Below are 22,139 nucleotides of genomic sequence, written 5' to 3' on the forward strand. Positions count from 1 at the left end.
CATCTGCTGCTCGCCGCCGGACAAGGTCTCGGCGCGCTGGTCGAGCCGTTCGCCGAGCCGCGGGAACAGGTTGAACACCAGGTCGAGCGGCGCATCGCGATCGGACTTGCTGCGATAGAGATAGCTGCCGAGCCGCAGATTGTCGCGCACCGAGAGCCGCGGAAACAGCCGGCGGTTCTCCGGCACGAAGGCGATGCCGCTGGCGGTGATGACGTGCTGCGGCTGGCCGTCGATGCGCTTGCCGTCGAAGGTGACCGAGCCGGAACGCGGCCGCTCGGCGCCGGCGATCGATTTCAAGAGCGTCGACTTGCCGGCGCCGTTGGCACCGGCGACGCAGACGATCTCGCCCTTGGTGACGTCGATCGACACCGATGAGATCGCGACCAGGCCCTGATAGGCGGTGGTGACTTCACGCACCGACAGCATGACGATCCCCGAGATAGGCGGAAATGACTTCCGGATTGCGGACGACGTCCGTGGGCTTGCCCTCGACCAGCACTTTGCCGAGATTGAGCACGATGGCACGGTCGACCAGCGGCATCACGATCTCCATGACGTGCTCGACCATCAGCACGGTGATGCCGGTTGCACGCACCTTGCGCACCAGTTCGACGCCGGTTTGCGCTTCGACCGGCGTCAATCCGGTGAGCACTTCATCGAGCAGCAGAAGCTTCGGCTCGGTGGCGAGCGCGCGGGCGACCTCGAGCCGGCGCTTCTCCGACGGGACGAGATCGGCGGCGAGCTTGTCGGCGCGCGCGGCCAGGCCGCAGAACTCCAGCACCTCATAGGCCTTCTGTCGCGCGATCCGCATCTTGGTGTTGCGGATCAGCGCGCCGACGATGACGTTGTCGATCACGCTCATGGTCTCGAAGCTCTTGACCACCTGGAAGGTGCGACCGACGCCGCGCTGGCAGCGTTCAGCCGCCGGCAGCCTTGTGACGTCCTCGCCGTCGAACAGGATCGAGCCCTGGGTCGGCGGCAGCACACCCGCGATCAAATTGAACAGCGTCGACTTGCCGGCGCCGTTCGGACCGATCAGGCCGACGATCTCGCCGCGCCCGACCGAGATCGAGACATCGCTGTTGGCGACCAGGCCGCCGAAGCGCTGCCAGACGCCGCGGGTTTCCAGAAGCGGGGCTCCGGGCGAGGTCGTCATCGTACGGCCTCCTTGCGCGAGGAGAACACGCTGATCAGGCCCTTTGGCAGCGCCAGCGAGATCGCGACGATCAGCGCGCCATAGACGATCAGGTCGACGCCGCGGCCGGAGCCGCCGACATAGGAGCGCGTCAGCTCGGTGAGCGGGATCAGGATGACGGCGCCGAGTACCGGCCCCCACAGCGTGCCGATGCCACCGAGCACCGCGGGCAGCGCCATCAACAGCGAGAACTGGAAGCCCATCACGCTTTCAGGATCGATGTAGGAAACGAACTGGGCATAGAAGCTGCCGCCGACCGCGACCAGGAACGCCGAGACCGCGGCTGCGCCCATCTTGGAATTGAAGACGACGACACCGAGGCTTTCGGCCGCATCCGGATTGTCCTTCACCGCGCGCCACCAATAGCCCCATTTGGAATCTTCCAGCCACCAGGTAACGAGCCAGGCGACGCAGGCCAATGCCAGCGCGAAATAGAAGTAAGGCAGCTTCGAGCGGGCGAACTGGAATTTCAGCCAGCTGTCGCCGCGCACCGGGATGTCGATGCCGAGCGCCGCCCCCGCCCAGTCCCAGTTCTGGATCAAGAGCAGCGCGATCTCGGCAATCACGATGGTCGCGATCACGAAGTAATGGCCGCGCAGGCGGAAGCAGGGATAGCCCAGCGCCATCGCGATCACGGCGGAAATCGCCCCGCCCGCCAGCATGCCGAACCACGGCAACACGCCGAACTTGGTGAACAACAGCGCGGTGGTGTAAGCGCCGAGCCCGAAATACAGCGCATGGCCGAGCGAGATCTGCCCGCAATAGCCGGACAGGATATTCCAGCTCTGCGACAGCGCCGCATACATCAGCGTCAGCACCATGATGTTCTGGACGTAGACGTCCTTGACGAACAGCGGCACCAGCGCGGCGATGACCGCAAGGCAAAGCGCCACGACCAGGTCACGCCTGCGGCGCTGGGCGAAGTGGGTGTCCATCACATCGATCCAAACAGGCCGCGCGGGCGGATGAAGACGACCAGGAGATAGACGGCGTAGATGCCGACCGATTTCAGCGACGGCGGCAGGATCAGCGCGGTGGTCGCCTCGACCAGGCCGACGATGATGCCGCCGGCAAAGGCGCCGAACACGCTGCCGAAGCCGCCGAGCGCCACGGTGACGTAGGCGATCAGCGCGAACGAGGCGCCGACGTCGGGATAGACGTAGAAGAAGATCGCCATGATCGCGCCGGCGAGACCGACCAGCGCCGCACCGAGGCCCCAGCCGAGCGCGAACACCCGGTTCTTGTCGATGCCGACCAGCGCCACGGCGCCGGCATCCTCGCGGGTCGCCTCCAGTGCGCGGCCGAAATCGGTGCGATGGATGAAGAAGTACAGCGCGACGAAGGCCGCGATCGACAGCATCGCGCCGATCAACTGCGGTTCCGGCAGATAGATACCGGCGATCGATATCGTCTTGCCGCCAACCCAGGAGTTGGTGACGCTGCGGTAGTCGGGCGTGAAGAAGAACTGGGCCAGCCCCCGCATCACGATCGCCAGACCGAAGGTCGAAAAGATCTGCACCATGCCGGCATTGGCTTTGGCCCGCATCGCGAAGCGGACGATCAGCAGATAGACCACCGCGCCGAACACGAACAAGGCCGCGGCGACCAGCGGCGCCGCCAGCAAGGGATCGATCGCGAAGAACGCGAACAGGAAGAAGGTCACGTACATCGCGATCATCAGGAACTCGCCGTGGGCGAAGTTCACGACGTCCATCAATCCGAAGATCAATGCGAGCCCGGCGGCGATCAATCCGTAGAGCAGCCCCATCAAAAGGCCGCTCGCCAGACTCTGGATAATGGTCTCGGCTGTCACCGCTGCGCCCCGGTCAACGTATGGCCCCAACGTCGTCCTGGCGAAGGCCAGGACCCATAACCACAAATGCATGGGGAGAAAACACAACAGCCAATCATCGCAAAACGCCTGCCTGTGGTTAGCGACGAGTGCAAGCACTCGCGCGAGGGTCCCGGGTCGCGCTTCGCTTGCCCGGGACGACGAGCGGAGAGTGGTCGACCGATCAGCTGTTCATCGGCCAGATCGCCTCGGAGACCGCGGCCTGTTCCGGGAAGATCGTCACGAAGTTCTTCGCCGCATATTGCAGCAGCACGGGGTCGGCGAAGTTGTTCTGCCCCATCTCGTCGAACTTGACGCGCCGCCACGGCATGATGGTCACGTCGCCCGGCATGTCGGTCGCCACCAGCGCCTCACGGATCTTCTCGCCGTCGGTCGACTTGGCGCGGTTGATGGCGTCGGCCATCACGATCAGGCCCATGAACTGGCGCGACGAATAGTCGTTGAAGTCCTTGCCGGACTTGGCGCGGAACATATCGTTGATGAGACCGACCATCGGCCGCTTCTTGGCGAGGTCGAGCGAGAAGCTGCCGCGCGAGATCACGCCTTCGAGCTTGTCGCCGACCGCATCATAGGTCGCCTTCTCCGAGAAGCCGGCGTCCTGCGCCATGATGTTCTTCGGCTTGTAGCCGAGCTCCGCCATGGTCTTGACCAGCAGGATCGCGTCGGTGGTGTAGCTCGACGGCATCAGCACGTCGGCATTCGCCGCCTTGAGCTGCTGCACCTCGGCGGTCAGCGACGGCGAGTTGGCGCGGTACTTGATGTCGCTGACGATCTTGTAGCCGCGCTCGGCGGCGAGCTTGGTCTGGGCGTTGGCCGAATCGGTGCCGAAGATGGTGTCCTCGTGGAACAGCGCCAGCGTCTCGATCTTCTGGCCCTTCTTCTTCATCGCATCGAAGAAATCGAACATCGCGGTCGAGAACATCTCGTCATGCGGCGAGGCGCGGAAATAATACTTCAGGCCGCGGCGATGCAGGCTCGGCGAGGAATTGTCGGCCGAGATGAACGGGACCTGGTAGCGCTCGCAGGTCTGGCTGACGGTGACGGCGACCGCGCTCTGATAGGTGCCGACGACGGCGCAGACCTTTTCCTGGGTGATCAGGCGCTCGGTCTCGGCGCGGCCCTTCTGCGGATCGGCCTGGTGGTCGGCGAACACCAGCTTGACCTTGGCGCCGCCGAGCCCGGACAGGCCCTCGCCCTTGGCGAGCGGCAGCGCGAAATCGTAGTTCTTGTTGATGATGTCGGCCGCGGTGTTGAAGGCATGCTGCGCGTCGACGCCGATCGCGGCGCTGGAGCCGGACAGCGGATAGATCACGCCGATTGCCACTTCGCTTGTTTGCGCGCGCGCGGCGATCGGACCGAGCGCGGCGGCGGCAGTGGCACCCAGCAATACGTTACGGCGAGAGATCGTCATTGAAATTTCCCCTTCAGCTTTGTTCTTATCGATGTGACGCTTGTAGCGCGCAGTAAAGCCTCAATGAATTGCACGAATTGCCTATTCAGAGCACAGCGAGCTGCCTGTTCCTGAGATCGGTCACCAGCATCAGCCCCGGCGAATGCGTGATCGCGAACGGCAGCTTCGCACTTGCGATCACCGATTGCGGCGTGACGCCACAGGCCCAGAACACCGGGATCTCGTCGTCGGCGACCGGCACCGCATCGCCATAGTCCGGCCTGGCGAGATCCTCGATGCCGATCGCATGCGGATGACCGAGATGGACCGGCGCGCCGTGCACCGACGGAAAGCGCGAGGTGATCTGCACCGCGCGGATCGCATCCGCCGGCTTGAACGGGCGCATCGACACCACCATCGGTCCCTCGAACGGCCCCGACGGCTGGCAGGCGATGTTGGTCCGGTACATTGGCACACGCAGGTTGCGTTCGATGTGACGGATCGGCAGCCCGTCATCCAGCAGCGCCTCTTCGAACGAATAGGAGCAGCCGAGCACGAAGGTGACGAGATCGTCGCGCCAGTATTTGGTGATGTCGGTCGGCTCGTCCGCCACCTCGCCATCGCGCCAGACCCGGTAGCGCGGCACGTCGGTGCGGATGTCGAGGTCGAGGCCGAGCGCGGGAATCCGCGGATCGCCGACGTCGGACATGCCGATGATCGGGCACGGCTTCGGATTGAGCTGGCAGAACCGGTGGAAGGCGCCGGCGAGCTTTTCCGGCAGGATCGCGAGATTGCCCTGGACGAAGCCGTTGGCGAGACCGGCCGTCGTGGCCGAGGCCGTGCCGTTGCGGCTGGCGCGCCGCGCCGCGACGCTCGCAAGCACCTGACCGTCCTGAGATCGCTGCACTGCCGCAAAAACAGTCATGGGAGCCTCCTGCCCATAATCTCGACAAGGACAAACCAACACCACGCGTGATATAATGTCTAATCGTCCTTTCTAATCAAAATCGATAAATCAGATTTATCGATCGGGAACATGCTTCCAATGACGGACTTCCGCTCGATCGAAACCTTCCTCTGGGTCGTCAAGCTCGGCAGCTTCCGCGGTGCCGCTCAGCGGCTCAACACCACCCAGCCGGCGATCTCCCAGCGCATTGCCCAGCTCGAGCGCGAGATGGGCGTCAAGCTGTTGAACCGCGACCACCGGATCGCTTCGCCGACGCCGAGCGGACGGCTGATGATGACCTATGCCGAGAAGCTGATCGGGCTGCGCTCCGAGATGATGGCCGAGGTCGGCGACCGTTCGGCGATGCGCGGCGCGCTGCGGCTCGGTGTCGCGGAGACCATCGTGCACACCTGGCTGCCGCGGCTGGTCAAGAGCGTCAACGAGATCTACCCGAACCTGTCGCTGGAGATCGAGGTCGACATCACGCCGAACCTGACGCCGCGGCTGCTGGCGCAGGAGATCGAACTCGCCTTCGTGCTCGGACCGGTCTCGGCATCGGGCGCGCACAACCACGTGCTGTGCGATTATCCGATTGGCTTCCTGGCGAGCCCGTCGCTCGGCCTCGGCGCCGGCCCGGTGGCGCGGCAGGACCTGGCGCGGTTTCCAATCATCACCTTTCCGCGCAAGACCCAGCCCTACGAGACCGTGCGCGCCTTGTTCAACGCGCCCGATCTGCCGCCGATCCGATTGCACGCCTCGACCTCGCTCGCGACCGTGATCCACATGGCCAATGAGGGCCTTGGCATCGCGGTGATCCCGTCGGCGATCGTCGAGAACGAATTGGCCGACGGCCGCCTGCAACTGCTCGACACCGACCTCAAGCTGCCGCCGCTGACCTTCACCGCGAGCTGGCTCGCCTCCCCCGACGCAGTCGCCATCGAGCGCGTCGCCAACCTCGCCCGGCAGATCGCGCAGGCGAGCGTGGCGGTTGACGGCGCGAGAGTGGAGCGTCATTGAACAAGAGCCGGATAACATGACCGTCATTCCGGGACGATGCGCCAGCATCGCGCTCTGATGTGCTATGGCACATCTCCGGAATGACCGCTGGAAATGGACTGACGACATGAGCCGAGCCGTAACCAACCTGCAAATCGATTCCGCCCGCCTCTGGGGCACCATCCACGAAACCGCGCAGTTCGGTGCGACACAGAAGGGCGGCGTGCGACGGCTGACCCTGAGCGCCGAGGACAAGCAGGTGCGCGACTGGTTCCGCAAGGCATGCGAAGAGGCCGGCCTCGAGGTGCAGGTCGATGCGCTCGGCTCGATGTTCGGCCTGCGCAGGGGCCGTGACATGTCGAAGCCGCCGATCGGCGTCGGCTCGCATCTCGACACCCAGCCGACCGGCGGCAAATATGACGGCATCCTCGGCACGCTGGCTGCGCTCGAAATGGTGCGCACGCTGAACGGCGCCGGCATCGAGACCGAGCTGCCGATCTGCATCTGCAACTGGACCAATGAGGAAGGCTCGCGCTTCGCTCCGGCGATGATGGCCTCGGCGGCTTATGTCGGCGACTTCACCACCGACGACATCTTGTCGCGCAAGGATGCCGAGGGCGTCACGGTGGCCCAGGCGCTGGACTCGATCGGCTATCGCGGCGACGCCCCGGTCGGCCGCCAGAAGTTCACCAGCTTCGTCGAGTTGCATATCGAACAGGGCCCGATCCTGGAGGCCGAGGGCAAGACCATCGGCGTGGTCGATTCCGGCCAGGGCGTGCTGTGGTACGACGGCAAGATCACCGGCTTCGAGAGCCATGCCGGCTCGACCCCGATGCCGCTACGCCGCGATGCGCTGGCGACGCTGTCGGAGATCGTGCTGGCGATGGAAAGCATCGCCAGGAAGCACGGCCCGAAGGCGGTCGGCACCATCGGCGAGGCCGTGATCGCCAATCCGTCGCGCAACGTCATCCCCGGCGAGATCGCCTTCACGGTGGATTGCCGCAGCGCCGACGCGGCGATCATGGATGCGCTGGACCACGACCTGCGCGCCGCGGTCGCCGAAATCGCCGCAAAGCGCAAGGTCGAGGTTCAGCTCGATCTGGTCTGGCGCAAGGCACCGACGCATTTCGATCCCAAGCTGGTCGACGCAGTCGAGAACGCCGCAACGCAGCTCGGCTATTCGCATCGCCGCATCACCTCCGGCGCCGGCCACGATGCCTGCAACCTCAACACGGTGATGCCCGCCGCGATGGTGTTCGTGCCCTGCAAGGACGGTATCAGCCACAACGAGCTGGAAGACGCCACGCAGACCGATTGCGCCGCCGGCGCCAATGTCCTGATGCATACGGTGCTGGCGCTCGCCGGCGTCGCGTCCTGATCGTCTGATCCCCGTTACTTGGAGTTCCCTTGGAGGTGCCCATGCGCGCAGTGTTCGTCGACGCCAATGAATCGCTCGCCGTCATCACGGAGCGCCTGGAAAAATCCGGCGATCCCGCGATGCGGATCAACCGCAACCCGGACATCAAGCCCGAGGACTATCCGGCCGTGCTCGACGGTGCCGAGATCGCGGTGGTCGATCACACCGCGCTGCCGACCGACGTCGCGAAGGCGTGCGCCGGCCTGAAGCACGTCGTATTTCTCGGCACCGGCGCGCGCAGCTACATGAACCCGGAGGAGCTCGCCGAGCTCGGCATCGCCGTGCATCTGATCAAGGGCTATGGCGACACCGCGGTCGCGGAATCCGCGATCGCGCTGATGTGGTCGTCGGCGCGGGTGATCGCGCAGATGGACCGCGAGATGCGCGCCGGCAACTGGCTGCGCGAGGACGGCATGCAGCTCACCGGCAAGACGCTCGGCCTGGTCGGCTTCGGCGGCATTGCCGCCGAGGTCGCCCGTATCGCGCTCGGCAGCGGCATGAAGGTGATCGCCTGGAACCGGTCGCCCAAGAGCCATCCGGGCGTCGAATTCACCGAGCTCGATACCGTGCTGGCGAACAGCGACGTGGTCTCGATCCATCTGCTGTTGAACGACGAGACCCGCGGGATGATCACGCGCGACAGGATCGCGAAGATGAAAAAGGGCGTGGTGCTGATCAACACCGCGCGCGGCGCCATCGTCGACGAGCAGGCGATGATCGATGCGCTCAACTCGGGCCACATTCGCCACGCCGGCCTCGACGTCTACAACATCGAGCCGCTGCCCAAGGATCATCCGCTGACGAAAATCCCGAACGTGACGCTGTCGGCGCACTCCGCATTCCGCACGCCCGAAGCGAGCGAGAACCTGATCCATGCCGCATGGGAGCATTGCCGACGGATCGTGAAGAAGTAATCGTAGGATCGTAGGGTGGGTTAGCGAAGCGTAACCCACCGATTTTGCGGCCGCGGAAGATGGTGGGTTACGCCTTCGGCTAACCCACCCTACGCATTATCCCCCGGCTTGGTCCGATTGTCTTATCGGTCCATGGCGTCCGCGTTGAGTGTCAACAGTCGGTGGTTCATTCCCGCGGATGGTTACCAAAATTCGAGCATCGCCTATGCGGAACCACCAGACATCGTCGTCCATTTGCTCGATATGCAGCCACTGATCGACGACAAGCTCATCGAAAATCCCTTGGTTCTCAAACTCTATGCTTCTGCCTTGCTCGTGAGCAAGGACGCGCCATGCCCACCCGGCTTGTTGATCGATTCCGTCCCCATGTCGATGCTCTTTGGCTCGTGTTGCAGCTAGCGTCTTCCTCCCTTCTCCCCTTGTGGGAGAAGGTGGTGCGGGCGCAGTCCGCGACGGATGAGGGGTTCTCTCCGCGGATAGAGACCCCTCACCCCGCTTCGCTGTGCGAAGCGACCCTCTCCCACAAGGGGAGAGGGTGAAGCCAACTAGTCCACCATCTCCGCGACCGCCTTGCCGCATGCCGTCGTATCGGCGTTGCCGCCGAGGTCGCGGGTGCGCAGGGTGCGTTCGCCCAGCGTGCGCTCGATCGCGCCGACGATGGCGGCCGCGGCCTGCTTCTCGCCGAGATGCTCCAGCATCATCGCGCCGGACCAGATCATGCCGATCGGGTTGGCGATGCCTTGGCCTGCGATGTCGGGCGCCGAGCCGTGCACCGGCTCGAACACCGAGGGGAAGTCGCCTTCCGGATTGATGTTGCCCGACGGCGCGATGCCGATCGTGCCGGTGCAGGCCGGGCCGAGGTCGGAGAGGATGTCCCCGAACAGGTTGGAGCCGACTACGACGTCGAACCAGTCCGGATGCAGCACGAAGTTCGCGGTGAGAATGTCGATGTGGTACTTGTCCCACTTCACACCGGGATAGTTCTTGGCCATTGCCTCCACGCGCTCGTCCCAATAGGGCATGGTGATGGAGATGCCGTTCGACTTGGTCGCCGAGGTCAGATGCTTCTTCGGCCGCGACTGCGCGAGATCGAACGCGAATTTCAGGATGCGGTCGACGCCGGTGCGGGTCATCACGGTCTGCTGCGTGACGAATTCACGGTCGGTGTCCGGGAACATGCGGCCGCCGACCGAGGAATACTCACCCTCGGTGTTCTCGCGCACCACCCAGAAATCGATGTCGCCGGGCTTGCGGCCCGCCAGCGGCGACGGCACGCCGGGCATCAGCCGCACCGGGCGCAGGTTGACGTACTGGTCGAACTCGCGGCGGAACTTGATCAGCGAACCCCACAGCGAGATGTGATCCGGGATCTTGGCCGGCCAGCCCACGGCGCCGAAATAGATCGCGTCGTGCTTGCCGATCTTGTCCTTCCAGTCGGCCGGCATCATCTCGCCGTGCTTCTCGTAATAGTCGTAGGAGGCAAAGTCGAAATGGTCGAACTTGAGGTCGACGCCGTGCTTCTTGGCGGCCGCCTCGATGACGCGCAGGCCCTCGGGCATCACTTCCTTGCCGATGCCGTCGCCGGGAATGACCGCAATCCGATACTGCTTTTTGCTGCTCATCGAGAACACCCTTGTGATTTGCCCGGCCGGCAATGCCGCCTATCCTGATCGCCCTGCAATGGACCAAACTTCGCACGAGCGCAACGCTGCAGTGCAGTGTTGACCGCCGCGCGACCCTGCCCCACCAAATACGCTGACATTCGTTCCTCATACCAAGCGAGACATCCCATGGATCTGCATCTGCGCGGCAAGCGTGTCCTGATCACCGGCGCCTCCAAGGGCATTGGCGCGGCCGCCGCCGAAGCCTTTGCCGAGGAAGGCGCCAATCTGCTGCTCGCCGCGCGCAATGGCGACCAGCTCAAGGCGCTCGCCCAGCGACTACGTTCCGCGCACCAGATCGATGCCGCGACCAGCGTCGTCGACCTGCGCAAATCCGAAGACCTGGCGCGGTTGGCAAAGGAAGCCGCCGACATCGACATTCTGGTCAACAATGCCGGCGACATCCCCGGCGGCTCGATCGACAAGATCGACGAGGCGACCTGGCGGCACGCCTGGGAGCTCAAGGTGTTCGGCTACATCAACCTGACGCGCGCGATCTATACCCAGATGAAGGCACGCGCCGGCGGCGTTATTGTCAACGACATCGGCGCGGCCGGCGAGAAGTTCGACGCCAACTACATCTGCGGCAGCGCCGGCAATGCGGCGCTGATGTCGTTCACCCGCGCGCTCGGCGGCAAGAGCCTCGCCGACAACATCCGCGTCGTCGGCATCAACCCCGGCCCCGTCGGCACCGACCGCCACGTCACCTTGCTCAAGACCCGCGCCAAGAACCAGTTCGGCGATGAGAACCGCTACAAGGAATTCCAGAAGGGCCTGCCGCTCGGCCGCCCCGCGCATGCGCGCGAGATCGGCGACCTGATGGCGTTTTTGGCGTCCGATCGCGCGGGCTATACGTCGGGTGTGATCTACACGGTCGATGGCGGGCTGACGTCGGGGTGGGGTTAGGCTCCCTCCGCGTCATTGCGAGCCAACGGGTCGCGCGAACGCGCGCCCGATGACAGGCTCCGCGAAGCAATCCATGCTTCAGCATGTGCGGAGCGATGGATTGCTTCGTCGCTTCGCTCCTCGCAATGACGGCTTAGATCGCCGTCCGCTCGAACAACTGCCGGATCAGCGTCGTGATCCGGCCCTGCGGCGCCTGCATCTCGTGCATGATCGAGAAGTGATCGGCGCCGGCGATCTCCTCATAGGTAACCGGCAAGCCGTAGCGGGCGCGATGGCCAGCGAAATCGGCAGTCTGCTTGCGCAGCAGCGGCAGCTCGGCGCTGCCGACCACCAGCGACAGCGGTTTTGCCGTACCGCCTTGTTGCATCATCGGCGAATTGCGCCGCGAGGCGGCTTCATCGAGCCTGAGCTTCTCGTTGAGGTAGGAGTGCCTGATCGGCTCGAGGTCATAGATGCCCGAGATTGCCATGCCGGCCCGGACATGGGCGTTCGACAGCGCCATCGATGTCAGGTGACCGCCAGCCGACCAGCCCGACACCACGATGGCCTCGACGGCGGCACCGAGTGTGGACAATTGCCCGGCAAGAAAATCGATGCCGACATGGACCTCCGCGACGATATCGTCGAGCGTCGCATCCGGCGCCAGCGTGTAGCCGATCAGCGCGACATTGATGCCATGCGCCATCGGTCCCTCGGCAAAGATCGTGAACACCTCCTTGGCACGGGTCTGCCAATAGCCGCCGTGGATGAACAGCAGCGTCGGCGCGCCGTCGCGGACTTTCAGGAAATCGATCCGGTTGCGCTCACGCGGTCCATATCGCAGGTCGATATGGTCGGGATGTAGCTGCCGCAGCGCCGCCGAGCGCTGCTCCCAGCCGGCAGCGATCTCGGCACTGCCCTTGACGGCGACGCCGTTGTTCAAGCCGAGGTCGCGCTCCTGCTGGCTCATCGCGCGCCAGTCCAGCGCGGAAAACAACGCTGCCATCCCTGCCCCTTCGGTTCGCGTCGCATTGCCACGACGGCAGGAAATGTTCTACAGCACAAGGAAACGTAAGGCATAGGAGCAACGGCGCATGGCTGATCAGGGCTTGGTGAAGGAAACGGCTTGTGCCGTCGTCGACAAACTGAAAGCCGGTGACGTCACGCCGCTCGATCTGCTCGACGTGCTGGAGAAGCGCGTCGCCGAGGTCGACGGCAAGGTCAACGCGCTACCGACCCTGTGCTTCGATCGCGCCCGGAGCCATGCCAAGGCGCTGATGCAGAAGCCGGTCAGCGAACGCGGCCTGCTCGCGGGCCTGCCCGTTCCGATCAAGGACCTCACCGCCGTCTCCGGCGTGCTGACCACCCTGGGCTCGCCGATCTTCAAGGACAACGTGCCGGCGAAGTCCGACATCCTGGTCGAGCGCATCGAGCAGAACGGCGGCGTGATCTACGCCAAATCGAACACGCCGGAATTCGGTGCTGGCGCCAACACCTTCAACGAAGTGTTCGGCCCGACCCGCAATCCCTGGGACACGTCACGCTCGGCGGCCGGCTCCTCCGGCGGCGCCGCAGCGGCGCTCGCGAGCGGCACCGCGTGGCTCGCGCACGGCTCCGACATGGGCGGCAGCCTGCGCAACCCAGCGAGCTTCTGCGGCGTCGTCGGGCTGCGGCCGTCGATCGGACGCGTCGCGCAGACGCCGAAATTCGGCGTCGATCGCACGCTCGGCCAGCAGGGACCGATGGCGCGCAATGTCGAGGACCTCGCGCTGCTGCTCGACGCGATGAGCGGCGAGCACGCCGCTGACCCGCTGTCGCTGCCCACGCTGCCGACATCGTTCCTCTCGGCGGCGCGCTCGAACCGGAAGCCGAAGCGCATCGCCTACTCACCCGATTTCGGCATCACGCCTGTCGATCCCGAGGTCAAGGCCGTGACCCGCAAGGCGGCCGAGCGTTTCACTGATGCCGGCGTGATCGTCGAGGAAGCATCGCCCGATTTCAGCGAAGCCCATGAATGCTTCCACGTGCTGCGCGCCTTCGACTTCGCGATCAGCAAGGCCGAATTGCTGCGCACCAAGCGCGACCAGCTCAAGCCGGAGGTGATCTGGAACATCGAGGAAGGGCTGAAGCTCACCGTCGAGAAGCTCGAGCGCGCCGAGGCGCAGCGCGTCGCAATCACCACGCGGGCGCTCGAATTCTTCGACAAGTACGACCTGCTGCTGGCACCTGCGACCATCGTCGCACCGTTCCCGGTCGAGCACCGCTATGTCGCCGAATGCGACGGCAAGAAATTCGACAATTACGTCGAATGGCTCGGGATCGTCTATGCGATCACTTTGGCCTGCTGCCCGGCGCTGTCGCTGCCCTGCGGCTTCACCGCGTCGGGCCTGCCGGTCGGGCTGCAAATGGTGGCCAAGCCACGCGCCGAGGCACAGCTGCTGGCCGGCGCGAAGGTGCTGGAGGATATTCTTGGCGTGCGCGGCACCACTCCGATCGATCCGCGGCCGCCGAGGTAAGGCGGCCTACGCCTTATCTTCCGTCGCCTGCAGCGCGACCGACAGTGCGAGCTTGGTCTGCTCGACGATCTCGTCCATCAGCTCCTCGCGGCTGATCTGACCGACCTCGCCGGTGAGCAGGCCCTGTTCGGCGAGCATCACGATGCCGTGCAGCCCGGCCCAGATCTTCAGCGCCTGCCGTTCGCGCAACAGCCCGACCGCCGGCGCCTCGAACGACTCGATCAGCAGCGCCAGCGTTTCCATTGCCGCAACGTGCAGCTCGCTGCCGACCGGCGCGCAGGCCATGGTTCGGGACGCGAACATCAACCGGTAGATGCCGTGGCGCTCGAGCCCGAAGGCGAGCGCGGCCTGGGCAAAGCGCGACAGCTTCGAGCCCCTGCCTGGCAGCTCGATCGCCTCGCGCATGATCACGTTGAACTGCCGGAACGCCTCCGCGGTCACGGCTTCCAGCAGCGCCTCACGGTCGGCGAAGTGCCGGTACGGCGCCGGTTGCGAGACGCCGAGCTGCTTGGCCAGCGCCTTGATGCTGATCGCTTCCGGCCCGCCAAGCTCGACCTCGCGCAGCGCGGCCTGGATCAGGGCCTCGCGGAGGTCGCCATGGTGGTAGGTCTTGAACGGCTTACGAACGATTTGTCCCATTGCGGCAATGATCGCTGAATTTTCGCTTGACGCGCAAGCACGACGATAATGTAATATGCTATAACTTGGCGATCCGGTTAAGAGGCTGGCCGCCCAAGCAAGCTAGAACTTGCATAAATTGAAATGGGGAACCCGGCGCGCCCCGCTGCGCGCCAGAGCCGAGGGAGAGCGCTTGCATGTCCAAGCTCAGAATCCGCGTCGACCAGGATAAATGCCAGGGTCACGCCCGCTGCAAATCACTCGCCCCTGAACTGTTCGAGCTCGACGAATACGGCAACGCCCATGAAGTGGGCGACGGCACCGTCCCCGCCGGGCTCGAGGACAAGGCCTGGCTGGCGCAGACCAATTGCCCGGAAATCGCGATCGAAGTCACCGAGGAATAGCGCAGGCCAACCGGGAATGGCCACCGCGCCGCCCGTTTGCACCGACCCGCATTTGATCGAACGAGAAGGAAACGAGCTGATGTCCGATTCCCCGTCCGCGAGCTATCTGCCCGAGCATCCCCCGGTCACCGACTGGGTCCATGATTTCGACCACACTGACCCGGTCTGGACCGACGACCCGTTCCCGATCTGGGAGACGCTGCGCGCGGCCTCGCCGGTGGTGCACACCGAGCGCTTCCTCGGCTGCTACATGCCGACCACCTACCAGGCGGTGAAGGAGATCGCCTACGACACCGAGCATTTCTCCTCGCGGCGCGTCATCGTGCGCGACGTCCGCCCCGAGATTTCCGCCCGCGCGCCGCCGATCACCTCCGATCCGCCGGAGCACAAGCCGGCCAAGCAGGTGCTGCTGCCGCCGTTCACGCCGGATGCGATGAAGCGGCTGGAGCCGCGGGTGCGCGCGATCTGCAACGAGCTGATCGACGAGTTCATCGCCGACGGCCATTGCGACGCCGCGGCACGCTACACCAAGCACATCCCGGTGCGCGCCATCGCGCACATGCTGGGAATTCCCGAGAAGGACGGCGACCTCTTCATCAAATGGATCCACCAGATCCTCGAGCTCGGCATCAGGAACGAAGAGGAGCTGATGAAGGGCGTGCGCGAGATGACCGGCTATTTCATGGCCCATCTCGAGCAGCGCAAGCTTCAGCCGGGCGACGATCTGATCTCGCAGCTGCTGCGGGCCAAGGGTCCCGGCGGCCAGCCGCTGACCGACGAGCACGTGCTCGGCTCGCTGCGGCTGCTCTTGATCGCCGGCATCGACACCACCTGGAGCGCGATCGGCTCCTCGCTCTGGCACCTCGCCAGGACGCCGGCCGATCGCGAGCGCCTGGTCGCGGAGCCGGCGCTGATCCCGATCGCGATCGAGGAATTCCTGCGCGCCTACTCGCCGGTGACGATGGCGCGCGAGGTGATGAAGGAGACCACGATCTCCGGCTGCCCGGTCAAGCCCGGCAACATGGTGCTGCTGTCCTTCCCCGCGGCCAACCGTGACCCCGCGATGTTCCCCGATGCAGACAAGGTGGTGATCGACCGCAAGGAGAACCGCCACGCCGCCTTCGGCCTCGGCATCCACCGCTGCGTCGGTTCCAACCTGGCGCGGATGGAGATGCAGGTTGCGATCGAGGAATGGCTGAAGCGGATTCCGGATTGCCGCCTCGACCCGGCCGGCAAGGTCACCTGGTCGGAAGGCACGGTGCGCGGTCCGCGTCAACTGCCGGTTCTGTTCGGCAAGAACGCCTGAGGAGCAGGACGGCAGTTACATCGCCTACCCCAATGAGGTAGCTTCCCCGGAATCGAACTGACGAGTCCGGGAGGCTAGCCTATGACCGATCAAACCGCTCAACCCGCGAGCGATCATCTCGACATCCACGACGTCGAGCGGCGGGTGAAGGCGATCTTCATCGGCTCGGTCGGCAATCTCGTCGAGTGGTACGATTTCTACGCCTATACCGCGTTCGCGCTGTACTTCGCGCCGGCGTTCTTCCCGCACAGCGACCCGGTGGTGCAGCAGCTCAATGCCGCGGTGCTGTTCGCCGCGACCTTCCTGATGCGCCCGCTCGGCGGCTGGCTGTTCGGCTTCATCGCCGACCGCTACGGCCGGCGGCTGTCCTTGACGCTCTCGGTGGTCTGCATGTGCTTCGGCTCACTGATCATCGCGGTGACGCCGACCTACGAGACCATCGGCTTTGCGGCCCCTGCGATCCTGGCGCTGGCGCGCGTCATCGAGGGCCTGAGCCTCGGCGGCGAATATGGCGCCAGCGCCACCTATCTCAGCGAGGTTGCCGACCCCAAGCACCGCGGCTTCTATTCCAGCTTCCAATACGTCACGCTGATCGGCGGCCAGCTCACCGCGATCATCGTGCTGCTGTTGCTGCAAAAGGTGTTCCTGACGCCGGATGAATTGAGGGCCTGGGGCTGGCGGATTCCGTTCGTGATCGGCGCCATGCTCGCGATCATCGCGGCGGTGATGCGGCGCGGCCTGCACGAGACCGAGGCGTTCGAGGAGGCCAAGAAGGTCTCCAAGCCGACCGGCTCGATCGTCGGCCTGTTGAACTATCCGCGCGAGTTGCTGCTGGTGGTCGGCCTCACCGCCGGCGGCACCGCGGCGTTCTACACCTTCACCACCTACATGCAGACCTTCGTGAAGCTGTCGGTCGGCCTCACCGAGGACCAGACCACCTTCGTGATCTTCGGCTCCCTGATCTTCGCGACCTTCTTGCAGCCGATCTACGGCGCGCTGTCCGACCGCATCGGCCGCAAGCCGCTCTTGATCTTCTTCGGCGTAGTCGGCACGCTGGCGACGGTCCCGATCCTGACCGCGCTGAAGGACACCAAGTCGCCATTCACTGCGTTCTTGCTGATCTGCGCCGCCTGGATCTTCGTCGCCGGCTACACCTCAATCAACGCGATCGTGAAGGCCGAGCTGTTCCCGACCAATGTCCGCGCGCTCGGCGTCGGCCTGCCCTACGCCATCACGGTGTCGATCTTCGGCGGCACCGCGCCGGCGGTCGCGCTCTATTTCAAGAGCATCGGACACGAGGATTGGTTCTACTATTACCTCAGCGGCATGATCTTCCTGTCGCTCCTGATCTACTCGACCATGCGCGACACCAAGCACGAATCCGCGATGCATCGCCACGAATGACGGCCGGACGCCATGACCGACGATCAGGAACCGCCCGAGAGCAAGCTGACCCGTAGCAAGCAGCGCTGGGCGCGCGAAGGCAAATTCATCACCGGCAAGATCACCCGGCCGGACGAGGCGCGCCTGCCGCCGGGCCAGCATCTGACCGCCGACTGGCCGGTGCTCGATCTCGGGCTGCTGCCCAAGGTCACCCGGGAGCGCTGGTGGCTCGATGTCCACGGCACGGTGGAGCAGACGATCTACTGGACCTGGCCGCAATTCATGGCCCAGCCGCAGACGCAATTCGTCTCCGACATCCATTGCGTCACCACCTGGTCGCGCTACGACAACCAGTGGGAGGGGCTCGCCACGCGCGACCTGCTCGCCGCCTGCCGGCCGCGCGCGGACGCACGCTTCGTCGCGCTGCATTGCTATGACGGCTACATCACCAATTTGGCGCTGGAGGATTTCGCCGCCGAGGACGCGTTGCTCGCCCACAGTTGGTCGGGCAAGCCGCTGGAGAAAGAGCATGGCGGGCCGGTGCGGCTGGTGGTGCCGCATCTCTATTTCTGGAAGAGCGCCAAATGGCTACAGCGCATCGAATTCCTGACCGAGGACGCGCCCGGCTTCTGGGAGGTGCGCGGCTATCACAATCGCGGTGATCCCTGGGCCGAACAGCGCTATTCTGGCGACTGACAACCAGCAACGACGATGGAGCCCGCCCGTGCCGCACGAACGCTTTCAATTCACCGGTGTCGGCGGCCATCAGCTGGCCGCGGCGCTTGATACGCCGGATGGCCCGATCAAGGCCTATGCGCTGTTCGCGCACTGCTTCACCTGCGGCAAGGACGTGCTGGCGGCAAAGCGGATCGCGACGGCACTGGCCGCCAAGGGCATCGCGACGCTGCGGTTCGACTTCACCGGCCTTGGCGCCAGCGAGGGTGAGTTCGCCAACTCGACCTTTTCCTCCAACGTCGCCGATCTGGTCCGCGCCGCCGACCATCTGCGCGAAACGCGCAAGGCGCCCGCGCTGCTGATCGGCCACAGCCTCGGCGGCGCCGCGATCCTGGCGGCCGCCGGCCAGATCCCCGAAGCGAAGGCGGTCGCCACCATCGCCGCGCCGTCCGATCCGGTCCATGTGACGCATCTCTTCAAGGACCGCATCGAGGACATCCGCGCGCAGGGCGAAGGCGAGGTGTCGCTCGCCGGCCGACCGTTCCGCATCACGCGCGAATTCCTCGACGACGTCGCCGAGCAGAATTTGATGGCGCAGGTGAAGCAGCTGCACAAGGCGCTGCTGGTGATGCATTCGCCGACCGACGACACCGTCGGCATCGACAATGCCACCAACATCTTCATCGCGGCGAAGCATCCCAAGAGCTTCGTCTCGCTTGCCGGCACCGATCACCTGCTGAGCGGCAAGCAGGACGCCGCCTATGTCGCCGACGTGATCGGCGCCTGGGCGCAGCGCTACATCGACCTCGCACCGCAGCCGGCAGCCGACACCGGCAACGCGCCGCGCAACGTCGTGGTGCAGGAGACCCGCAACGGCAAGTTCCAGCAGATCGTCGCGACAGGCCCGCACCGGTTGATCGCCGACGAGCCGGTCACCGTCGGCGGCGATGACAGCGGCCCCGGACCGTACGATTTCCTGCTCACCGGGCTCGGCGCCTGCACCTCGATGACGATGCGGATGTATGCCGACCGCAAGTCGCTGCCGGTCGATCGCATCACGGTGACGCTTCAGCACAACAAGATCTACGCCAAGGACTGCGAGGAGTGCGAGACGCGCGAGGGCATGCTCGACCAGATCGATCGTGTGATCAGGATCGAGGGTAACCTCGATGCCGATCAGCGCAAGCGGCTGATGGAGATCGCCGACAAGTGCCCGGTGCACAAGACGCTGACATCGGAGGTCCGGATCGTCACCAAGGCAGCGGAGTGAGGGCGCGCTGGCAAATATCGAAAACAACCCCATGCAAAGCGGCCGGCGGCCGAAAGGCACTTGACGCGTCGGGCAACTCAGGGATACATTTCCAATATTCCGAAATTGTGCGAACGCCCTCTACCCGCGCACGGCCCGCTTGCCGGCGAGGCAATTCGCCATGATCCGCACCGCGGTGCCGATCTCGTTCTCGCGCCAGGCGGCAAAGCCGAGCAACAGGCCGTGGTCGCGCGGCTTCTCCAGCGCGAGGCTCGACAGTGCGCGCACCTCGACGCCCGCCGCGACCAGCCGGTTCACGGCGTTCTGCTCCGCGGCGCCGTCCCTGAAGCGGGCGATCAGCTGCATGCCGCCCGGCGGGACCTCGGCCACAAGCACCGGCGCGAGCTGCCGCGCCAGCGCCGTGGCGAGATGGTCGCGACGCGCGCGATAGATCCGCCGCATTCGCCTGACATGCGCCAGGAAATGCCCATCGGCCATGAAGCCGGCCAGCGCCTCCTGGACGTGCACGGAGGCGATCAGCCCGAGATGCCGCTGCGCGATCTCCATCGTCCGCGCCAGTTGCGACGGCACCACCAGATAGCCGATGCGGATATCGGCGGTCATCGCTTTTGCAAAGGTGCCGAGATAGAGCACCCGCCCCTCGCGATCGAGCCCCTGCAAGGCCGGCATCGGGCGGCTGTCATAGTGAAACTCGCCGTCGTAATCGTCCTCGACGATCCAGCTCTTGCCGGGTTCGGCCGCGGCCAGCAGCTCGGTACGGCGCGCCACCGGCATCACCCGCCCGGTCGGGTGCTGGTGCGACGGCGTCGTGAAGATCAGCTTCGGCGCACGTCGCTCGCTCGTGCGCGCCATGCCGTGTTCATCCAGCCTGATGCCGAGGACCTCGGCGCCGGCCGCGCGAAACGCCGCCGCGGCGCCGGGATAGCCGGGATCCTCGGTCCAGACCACGTCGCCGGCGACGATGGTGGTCGCGGCGACCAGCGTCAGCGCGGCCTGCGCCGTCGGCAGGATCAGGATCTGGTCGGTCTCGGCGCGCACGCCCCTGTTGACTTCGAGATAGTCACGCAAGGCTTCGCGCAAGGCGGGCCGGTTGACCACGGTCTGATCGTTGAAACGCCGGCGCAGCGCGCCGCGGCGCAGGCAGCGCGCCCAGATCTCGTGCGGAAACTCGCGCGCGTCCGCGAGCCCGGGACGCAGCGGCCGGAATTCGGCCTGGTATGACAGCGGCCAATCCGCCTCGGAGAGCTGCAAGGCCCAGGGCGACAGCAGCGGTTTGCGCGCCGCCTCGCGCTTTGGCGCGGTCGCAGGCTTGGCAAAACGCGTTTCAATGGCGTCGGCCACGACCGGACGCCGCCGCGCGGCAAGGCGCAGATAGCCCTCGGCCGCCAGTTGCTCATAGGCGTGGATGACCGTGTTGCGCGCCACCTCGAGCTCTGCCGACAGGCTGCGGCTCGATGGCAGCACGGCTCCGCTCCTGATCCGGCCACCCGAGATCAGCGCGCGAAGCTGCTGCGTCAGCTGCGCGGCGAGCCCGGCCTCGTCGGAGCGCTTCAGGGCGAGCAGGTCGGTGAGGATCAATCTGGTCCCTACATTCTACACGGTCTGGCTCTTTTGATAGAACCAGTACGATCCTATTCACGGGGGGTATCGCCTGCAAGGATTCTGTCGTGAACCAATCGCTTTCTCCCGCCAAGGCCGCCGCCCTGTTTATCGTCGTGGTGCTGGCCTGGGGCATCAACTGGTCGGTCACCAAATCGCTGGTCGAGGCGGTGCCGCCGTTGTGGACCGCATCGATCCGTAGCTGGGTCGCCCTGGTCGCGCTGCTGGTGATCCTGCGCGCCAGCGGAAACTTGATCATTCCTCGGGTCGCCGATGTTCCTGTCGTGCTCAGCGTGGCGCTGCTGCACATGACGTTCTTCTCGACACTGGTCGCCGCCGGCCTGCGCTATCTGCCGGCGAGCAAGGGTATCGTGCTCGGCTACACGACGCCGTTATGGGTCGCGCTTGCCGCCGGCGCCGCACGGACCGAGCGGCTCGGTGCGCTGAAACTCGTCGGGGTCGCCTCCGGACTCGCAGGCCTGTGCGTCATCCTCAACCCGGCATCGCTGGACTGGAGCAATCTGCACGTCATCGCGGGCGCCGGCATGATCATCCTTGCCGCGATCTGCTGGGCAGCGAACATCATCTACATCCGCTCGCACCGCTGGATCGCGACTCCGCTGCAATTGCTGTTGTGGCAGGTGCTGGTCGCCACGCTGGTGCTGACCACAACAGCGCTGGTCACCGAGGGCGTCCCCACCGTGACGTGGTCGCCACACCTCGTGCTGCTGTTCCTCTATTCCGGCTTCATCGGCACCGCGCTGGCCTATTGGGCGATGTCTGTTGTCAACAAGAGCCTGCCGGCGCTGACGACCTCGCTCGGCACGACGGGGACACCAATCGTCGGCATCGTCACCGCGGCGCTGCTGCTCGGCGAGCCGATCGATCTCTCGCTGGCGATCGCCGCAGCGCTGATCGTCGGCGGGATCGCGCTGAGCTCGCTGGCAGATGCACCGGCGCGGGCCTAGGGTAGCATAAAGTTAAAGCTGAAACGGTTTAAGCCACCGATTCGGTCCATCTCTCTCGACGCGGAGAGATGGACATCCGTCTCAGCCCAATCTAGGGCCTTACTCATAAATTCGGGATCCCGCTTTCGAGGGCAAAACCGACAC

21 protein-coding genes are annotated in these 22,139 nt (G+C 65.2%); 11 read left to right on the plus strand and 10 right to left on the minus strand.

All coding sequences use genetic code 11. The features are described from left to right. The 6 genes from B2W55_RS29450 to B2W55_RS29475 form a co-directional block, all read right to left on the minus strand. Positions 1 to 426 (minus strand): ABC transporter ATP-binding protein (locus B2W55_RS29450; RefSeq protein ID WP_291532721.1); only part of this gene is annotated, 426 nt, incomplete at its 3' end. Next, positions 410 to 1,156: an ABC transporter ATP-binding protein gene (locus tag B2W55_RS29455; RefSeq protein WP_024579369.1), complete on the minus strand. Its 747-nt coding sequence runs from the start codon at positions 1,154 to 1,156 to the stop codon at positions 410 to 412. The genes B2W55_RS29450 and B2W55_RS29455, both read right to left, overlap by 17 nt. Further along, the gene (locus B2W55_RS29460; protein ID WP_024579368.1) at positions 1,153 to 2,130 is read right to left on the minus strand and encodes a branched-chain amino acid ABC transporter permease; all 978 of its coding nucleotides are present in this window, start codon (positions 2,128 to 2,130) and stop codon (positions 1,153 to 1,155) included. Before B2W55_RS29460 ends, B2W55_RS29455 begins: the two co-directional genes overlap by 4 nt. Next, positions 2,130 to 3,008, minus strand: coding sequence for a branched-chain amino acid ABC transporter permease (locus tag B2W55_RS29465; RefSeq protein WP_024579367.1), 879 nt, complete (start codon positions 3,006 to 3,008; stop codon positions 2,130 to 2,132). The genes B2W55_RS29460 and B2W55_RS29465 overlap by 1 nt, the downstream gene beginning before the upstream one ends. A 202-nt stretch (positions 3,009 to 3,210) precedes the next feature. Further along, on the minus strand, positions 3,211 to 4,458 hold the full coding sequence (locus tag B2W55_RS29470) for an ABC transporter substrate-binding protein (RefSeq protein ID WP_024579366.1): 1,248 nt from the start codon (positions 4,456 to 4,458) through the stop codon (positions 3,211 to 3,213). 85 nt (positions 4,459 to 4,543) lie between these two features. Then, positions 4,544 to 5,362: a putative hydro-lyase gene (locus tag B2W55_RS29475; protein ID WP_024579365.1), complete on the minus strand. Its 819-nt coding sequence runs from the start codon at positions 5,360 to 5,362 to the stop codon at positions 4,544 to 4,546. 120 nt (positions 5,363 to 5,482) lie between these two features. On the opposite strand from B2W55_RS29475, the gene B2W55_RS29480 reads away from it, so the two are divergent. The 3 genes from B2W55_RS29480 to B2W55_RS29490 all read left to right on the plus strand — a co-directional run bounded on the left by B2W55_RS29480 (position 5,483) and on the right by B2W55_RS29490 (position 8,710). Continuing rightward, positions 5,483 to 6,400 (plus strand): LysR family transcriptional regulator, encoded by a 918-nt coding sequence (locus B2W55_RS29480; protein ID WP_024579364.1) that lies wholly within the window; start codon positions 5,483 to 5,485, stop codon positions 6,398 to 6,400. A 106-nt stretch (positions 6,401 to 6,506) separates the two neighbouring features. After that, entirely contained in the window at positions 6,507 to 7,757 is a 1,251-nt protein-coding gene (locus B2W55_RS29485; protein ID WP_024579363.1) for a Zn-dependent hydrolase, read from the plus strand. Positions 7,758 to 7,798: 41 nt separating this feature from the next. Next, positions 7,799 to 8,710, plus strand: a complete 912-nt coding sequence (locus tag B2W55_RS29490; RefSeq protein WP_024579362.1) for an NAD(P)-dependent oxidoreductase — start codon at positions 7,799 to 7,801, stop codon at positions 8,708 to 8,710. A gap of 545 nt (positions 8,711 to 9,255) precedes the next feature. On the opposite strand, the gene B2W55_RS29495 is transcribed toward B2W55_RS29490, so the two are convergent. Next, positions 9,256 to 10,332 carry a tartrate dehydrogenase gene (locus tag B2W55_RS29495; protein WP_024579360.1) on the minus strand — a complete coding sequence of 359 codons (1,077 nt, stop codon included), beginning with the start codon at positions 10,330 to 10,332 and terminating at the stop codon, positions 9,256 to 9,258. 168 nt (positions 10,333 to 10,500) lie between these two features. On the opposite strand from B2W55_RS29495, the gene B2W55_RS29500 reads away from it, so the two are divergent. Beyond that, entirely contained in the window at positions 10,501 to 11,277 is a 777-nt protein-coding gene (locus B2W55_RS29500) for an SDR family oxidoreductase (RefSeq protein ID WP_024579359.1), read from the plus strand. 133 nt (positions 11,278 to 11,410) lie between these two features. Here the strand turns inward: B2W55_RS29500 and B2W55_RS29505 are convergent, their stop codons facing one another. Then, positions 11,411 to 12,262 (minus strand): alpha/beta hydrolase, encoded by an 852-nt coding sequence (locus B2W55_RS29505; protein ID WP_024579358.1) that lies wholly within the window; start codon positions 12,260 to 12,262, stop codon positions 11,411 to 11,413. Positions 12,263 to 12,350: 88 nt separating this feature from the next. Here B2W55_RS29505 and B2W55_RS29510 point away from each other — a divergent pair, with 88 nt between their 5' ends. After that, positions 12,351 to 13,772 carry an amidase gene (locus tag B2W55_RS29510; protein WP_024579357.1) on the plus strand — a complete coding sequence of 474 codons (1,422 nt, stop codon included), beginning with the start codon at positions 12,351 to 12,353 and terminating at the stop codon, positions 13,770 to 13,772. Between the two features lie 6 nt (positions 13,773 to 13,778). Here B2W55_RS29510 and B2W55_RS29515 read toward each other — a convergent pair whose 3' ends face one another. Continuing rightward, entirely contained in the window at positions 13,779 to 14,411 is a 633-nt protein-coding gene (locus B2W55_RS29515) for a TetR/AcrR family transcriptional regulator (protein ID WP_024579356.1), read from the minus strand. A 176-nt stretch (positions 14,412 to 14,587) separates the two neighbouring features. On the opposite strand from B2W55_RS29515, the gene B2W55_RS29520 reads away from it, so the two are divergent. From B2W55_RS29520 to B2W55_RS29540, 5 genes are all read left to right on the plus strand, one after another. Further along, the gene (locus B2W55_RS29520) at positions 14,588 to 14,794 is read left to right on the plus strand and encodes a ferredoxin (protein WP_016842874.1); all 207 of its coding nucleotides are present in this window, start codon (positions 14,588 to 14,590) and stop codon (positions 14,792 to 14,794) included. 79 nt (positions 14,795 to 14,873) lie between these two features. Then, on the plus strand, positions 14,874 to 16,100 hold the full coding sequence (locus tag B2W55_RS29525) for a cytochrome P450 (protein WP_024579355.1): 1,227 nt from the start codon (positions 14,874 to 14,876) through the stop codon (positions 16,098 to 16,100). An 81-nt stretch (positions 16,101 to 16,181) separates the two neighbouring features. Continuing rightward, positions 16,182 to 17,504 (plus strand): MFS transporter, encoded by a 1,323-nt coding sequence (locus B2W55_RS29530; RefSeq protein ID WP_024579354.1) that lies wholly within the window; start codon positions 16,182 to 16,184, stop codon positions 17,502 to 17,504. A 12-nt stretch (positions 17,505 to 17,516) separates the two neighbouring features. After that, positions 17,517 to 18,179: a sulfite oxidase-like oxidoreductase gene (locus B2W55_RS29535; protein WP_024579353.1), complete on the plus strand. Its 663-nt coding sequence runs from the start codon at positions 17,517 to 17,519 to the stop codon at positions 18,177 to 18,179. 28 nt (positions 18,180 to 18,207) lie between these two features. Continuing rightward, positions 18,208 to 19,428, plus strand: a complete 1,221-nt coding sequence (locus B2W55_RS29540; RefSeq protein ID WP_024579352.1) for a bifunctional alpha/beta hydrolase/OsmC family protein — start codon at positions 18,208 to 18,210, stop codon at positions 19,426 to 19,428. Positions 19,429 to 19,548: 120 nt separating this feature from the next. On the opposite strand, the gene B2W55_RS29545 is transcribed toward B2W55_RS29540, so the two are convergent. Continuing rightward, entirely contained in the window at positions 19,549 to 21,006 is a 1,458-nt protein-coding gene (locus tag B2W55_RS29545) for a PLP-dependent aminotransferase family protein (RefSeq protein ID WP_024579351.1), read from the minus strand. 89 nt (positions 21,007 to 21,095) lie between these two features. On the opposite strand from B2W55_RS29545, the gene B2W55_RS29550 reads away from it, so the two are divergent. Further along, complete coding sequence (locus tag B2W55_RS29550) at positions 21,096 to 21,995, plus strand: DMT family transporter (protein ID WP_024579350.1); 900 nt, start codon at positions 21,096 to 21,098, stop codon at positions 21,993 to 21,995. The last annotated feature ends 144 nt before the right edge of the window (positions 21,996 to 22,139 follow it).

The organism is Bradyrhizobium sp. UBA2491, assembly GCF_002341725.1.
Taxonomy (GTDB): domain Bacteria; phylum Pseudomonadota; class Alphaproteobacteria; order Rhizobiales; family Xanthobacteraceae; genus Bradyrhizobium.

Excerpts from the sequence above, each read along its gene's own strand:
- B2W55_RS29455 (WP_024579369.1), bottom strand. The coding sequence starts at position 1,156 with ATGACGACCTCGCCCGGAGCCCCGCTTCTGGAAACCCGCGGCGTCTGG.
- B2W55_RS29460 (WP_024579368.1), bottom strand. The coding sequence starts at position 2,130 with ATGGACACCCACTTCGCCCAGCGCCGCAGGCGTGACCTGGTCGTGGCG.
- B2W55_RS29470 (WP_024579366.1), bottom strand. The coding sequence starts at position 4,458 with ATGACGATCTCTCGCCGTAACGTATTGCTGGGTGCCACTGCCGCCGCC.
- B2W55_RS29475 (WP_024579365.1), bottom strand. The coding sequence starts at position 5,362 with ATGACTGTTTTTGCGGCAGTGCAGCGATCTCAGGACGGTCAGGTGCTT.
- B2W55_RS29480 (WP_024579364.1), top strand. The coding sequence starts at position 5,483 with ATGACGGACTTCCGCTCGATCGAAACCTTCCTCTGGGTCGTCAAGCTC.
- B2W55_RS29485 (WP_024579363.1), top strand. The coding sequence starts at position 6,507 with ATGAGCCGAGCCGTAACCAACCTGCAAATCGATTCCGCCCGCCTCTGG.
- B2W55_RS29490 (WP_024579362.1), top strand. The coding sequence starts at position 7,799 with ATGCGCGCAGTGTTCGTCGACGCCAATGAATCGCTCGCCGTCATCACG.
- B2W55_RS29495 (WP_024579360.1), bottom strand. The coding sequence starts at position 10,332 with ATGAGCAGCAAAAAGCAGTATCGGATTGCGGTCATTCCCGGCGACGGC.
- B2W55_RS29500 (WP_024579359.1), top strand. The coding sequence starts at position 10,501 with ATGGATCTGCATCTGCGCGGCAAGCGTGTCCTGATCACCGGCGCCTCC.
- B2W55_RS29505 (WP_024579358.1), bottom strand. The coding sequence starts at position 12,262 with ATGGCAGCGTTGTTTTCCGCGCTGGACTGGCGCGCGATGAGCCAGCAG.
- B2W55_RS29510 (WP_024579357.1), top strand. The coding sequence starts at position 12,351 with ATGGCTGATCAGGGCTTGGTGAAGGAAACGGCTTGTGCCGTCGTCGAC.
- B2W55_RS29515 (WP_024579356.1), bottom strand. The coding sequence starts at position 14,411 with ATGGGACAAATCGTTCGTAAGCCGTTCAAGACCTACCACCATGGCGAC.
- B2W55_RS29520 (WP_016842874.1), top strand. The coding sequence starts at position 14,588 with ATGTCCAAGCTCAGAATCCGCGTCGACCAGGATAAATGCCAGGGTCAC.
- B2W55_RS29525 (WP_024579355.1), top strand. The coding sequence starts at position 14,874 with ATGTCCGATTCCCCGTCCGCGAGCTATCTGCCCGAGCATCCCCCGGTC.
- B2W55_RS29530 (WP_024579354.1), top strand. The coding sequence starts at position 16,182 with ATGACCGATCAAACCGCTCAACCCGCGAGCGATCATCTCGACATCCAC.
- B2W55_RS29535 (WP_024579353.1), top strand. The coding sequence starts at position 17,517 with ATGACCGACGATCAGGAACCGCCCGAGAGCAAGCTGACCCGTAGCAAG.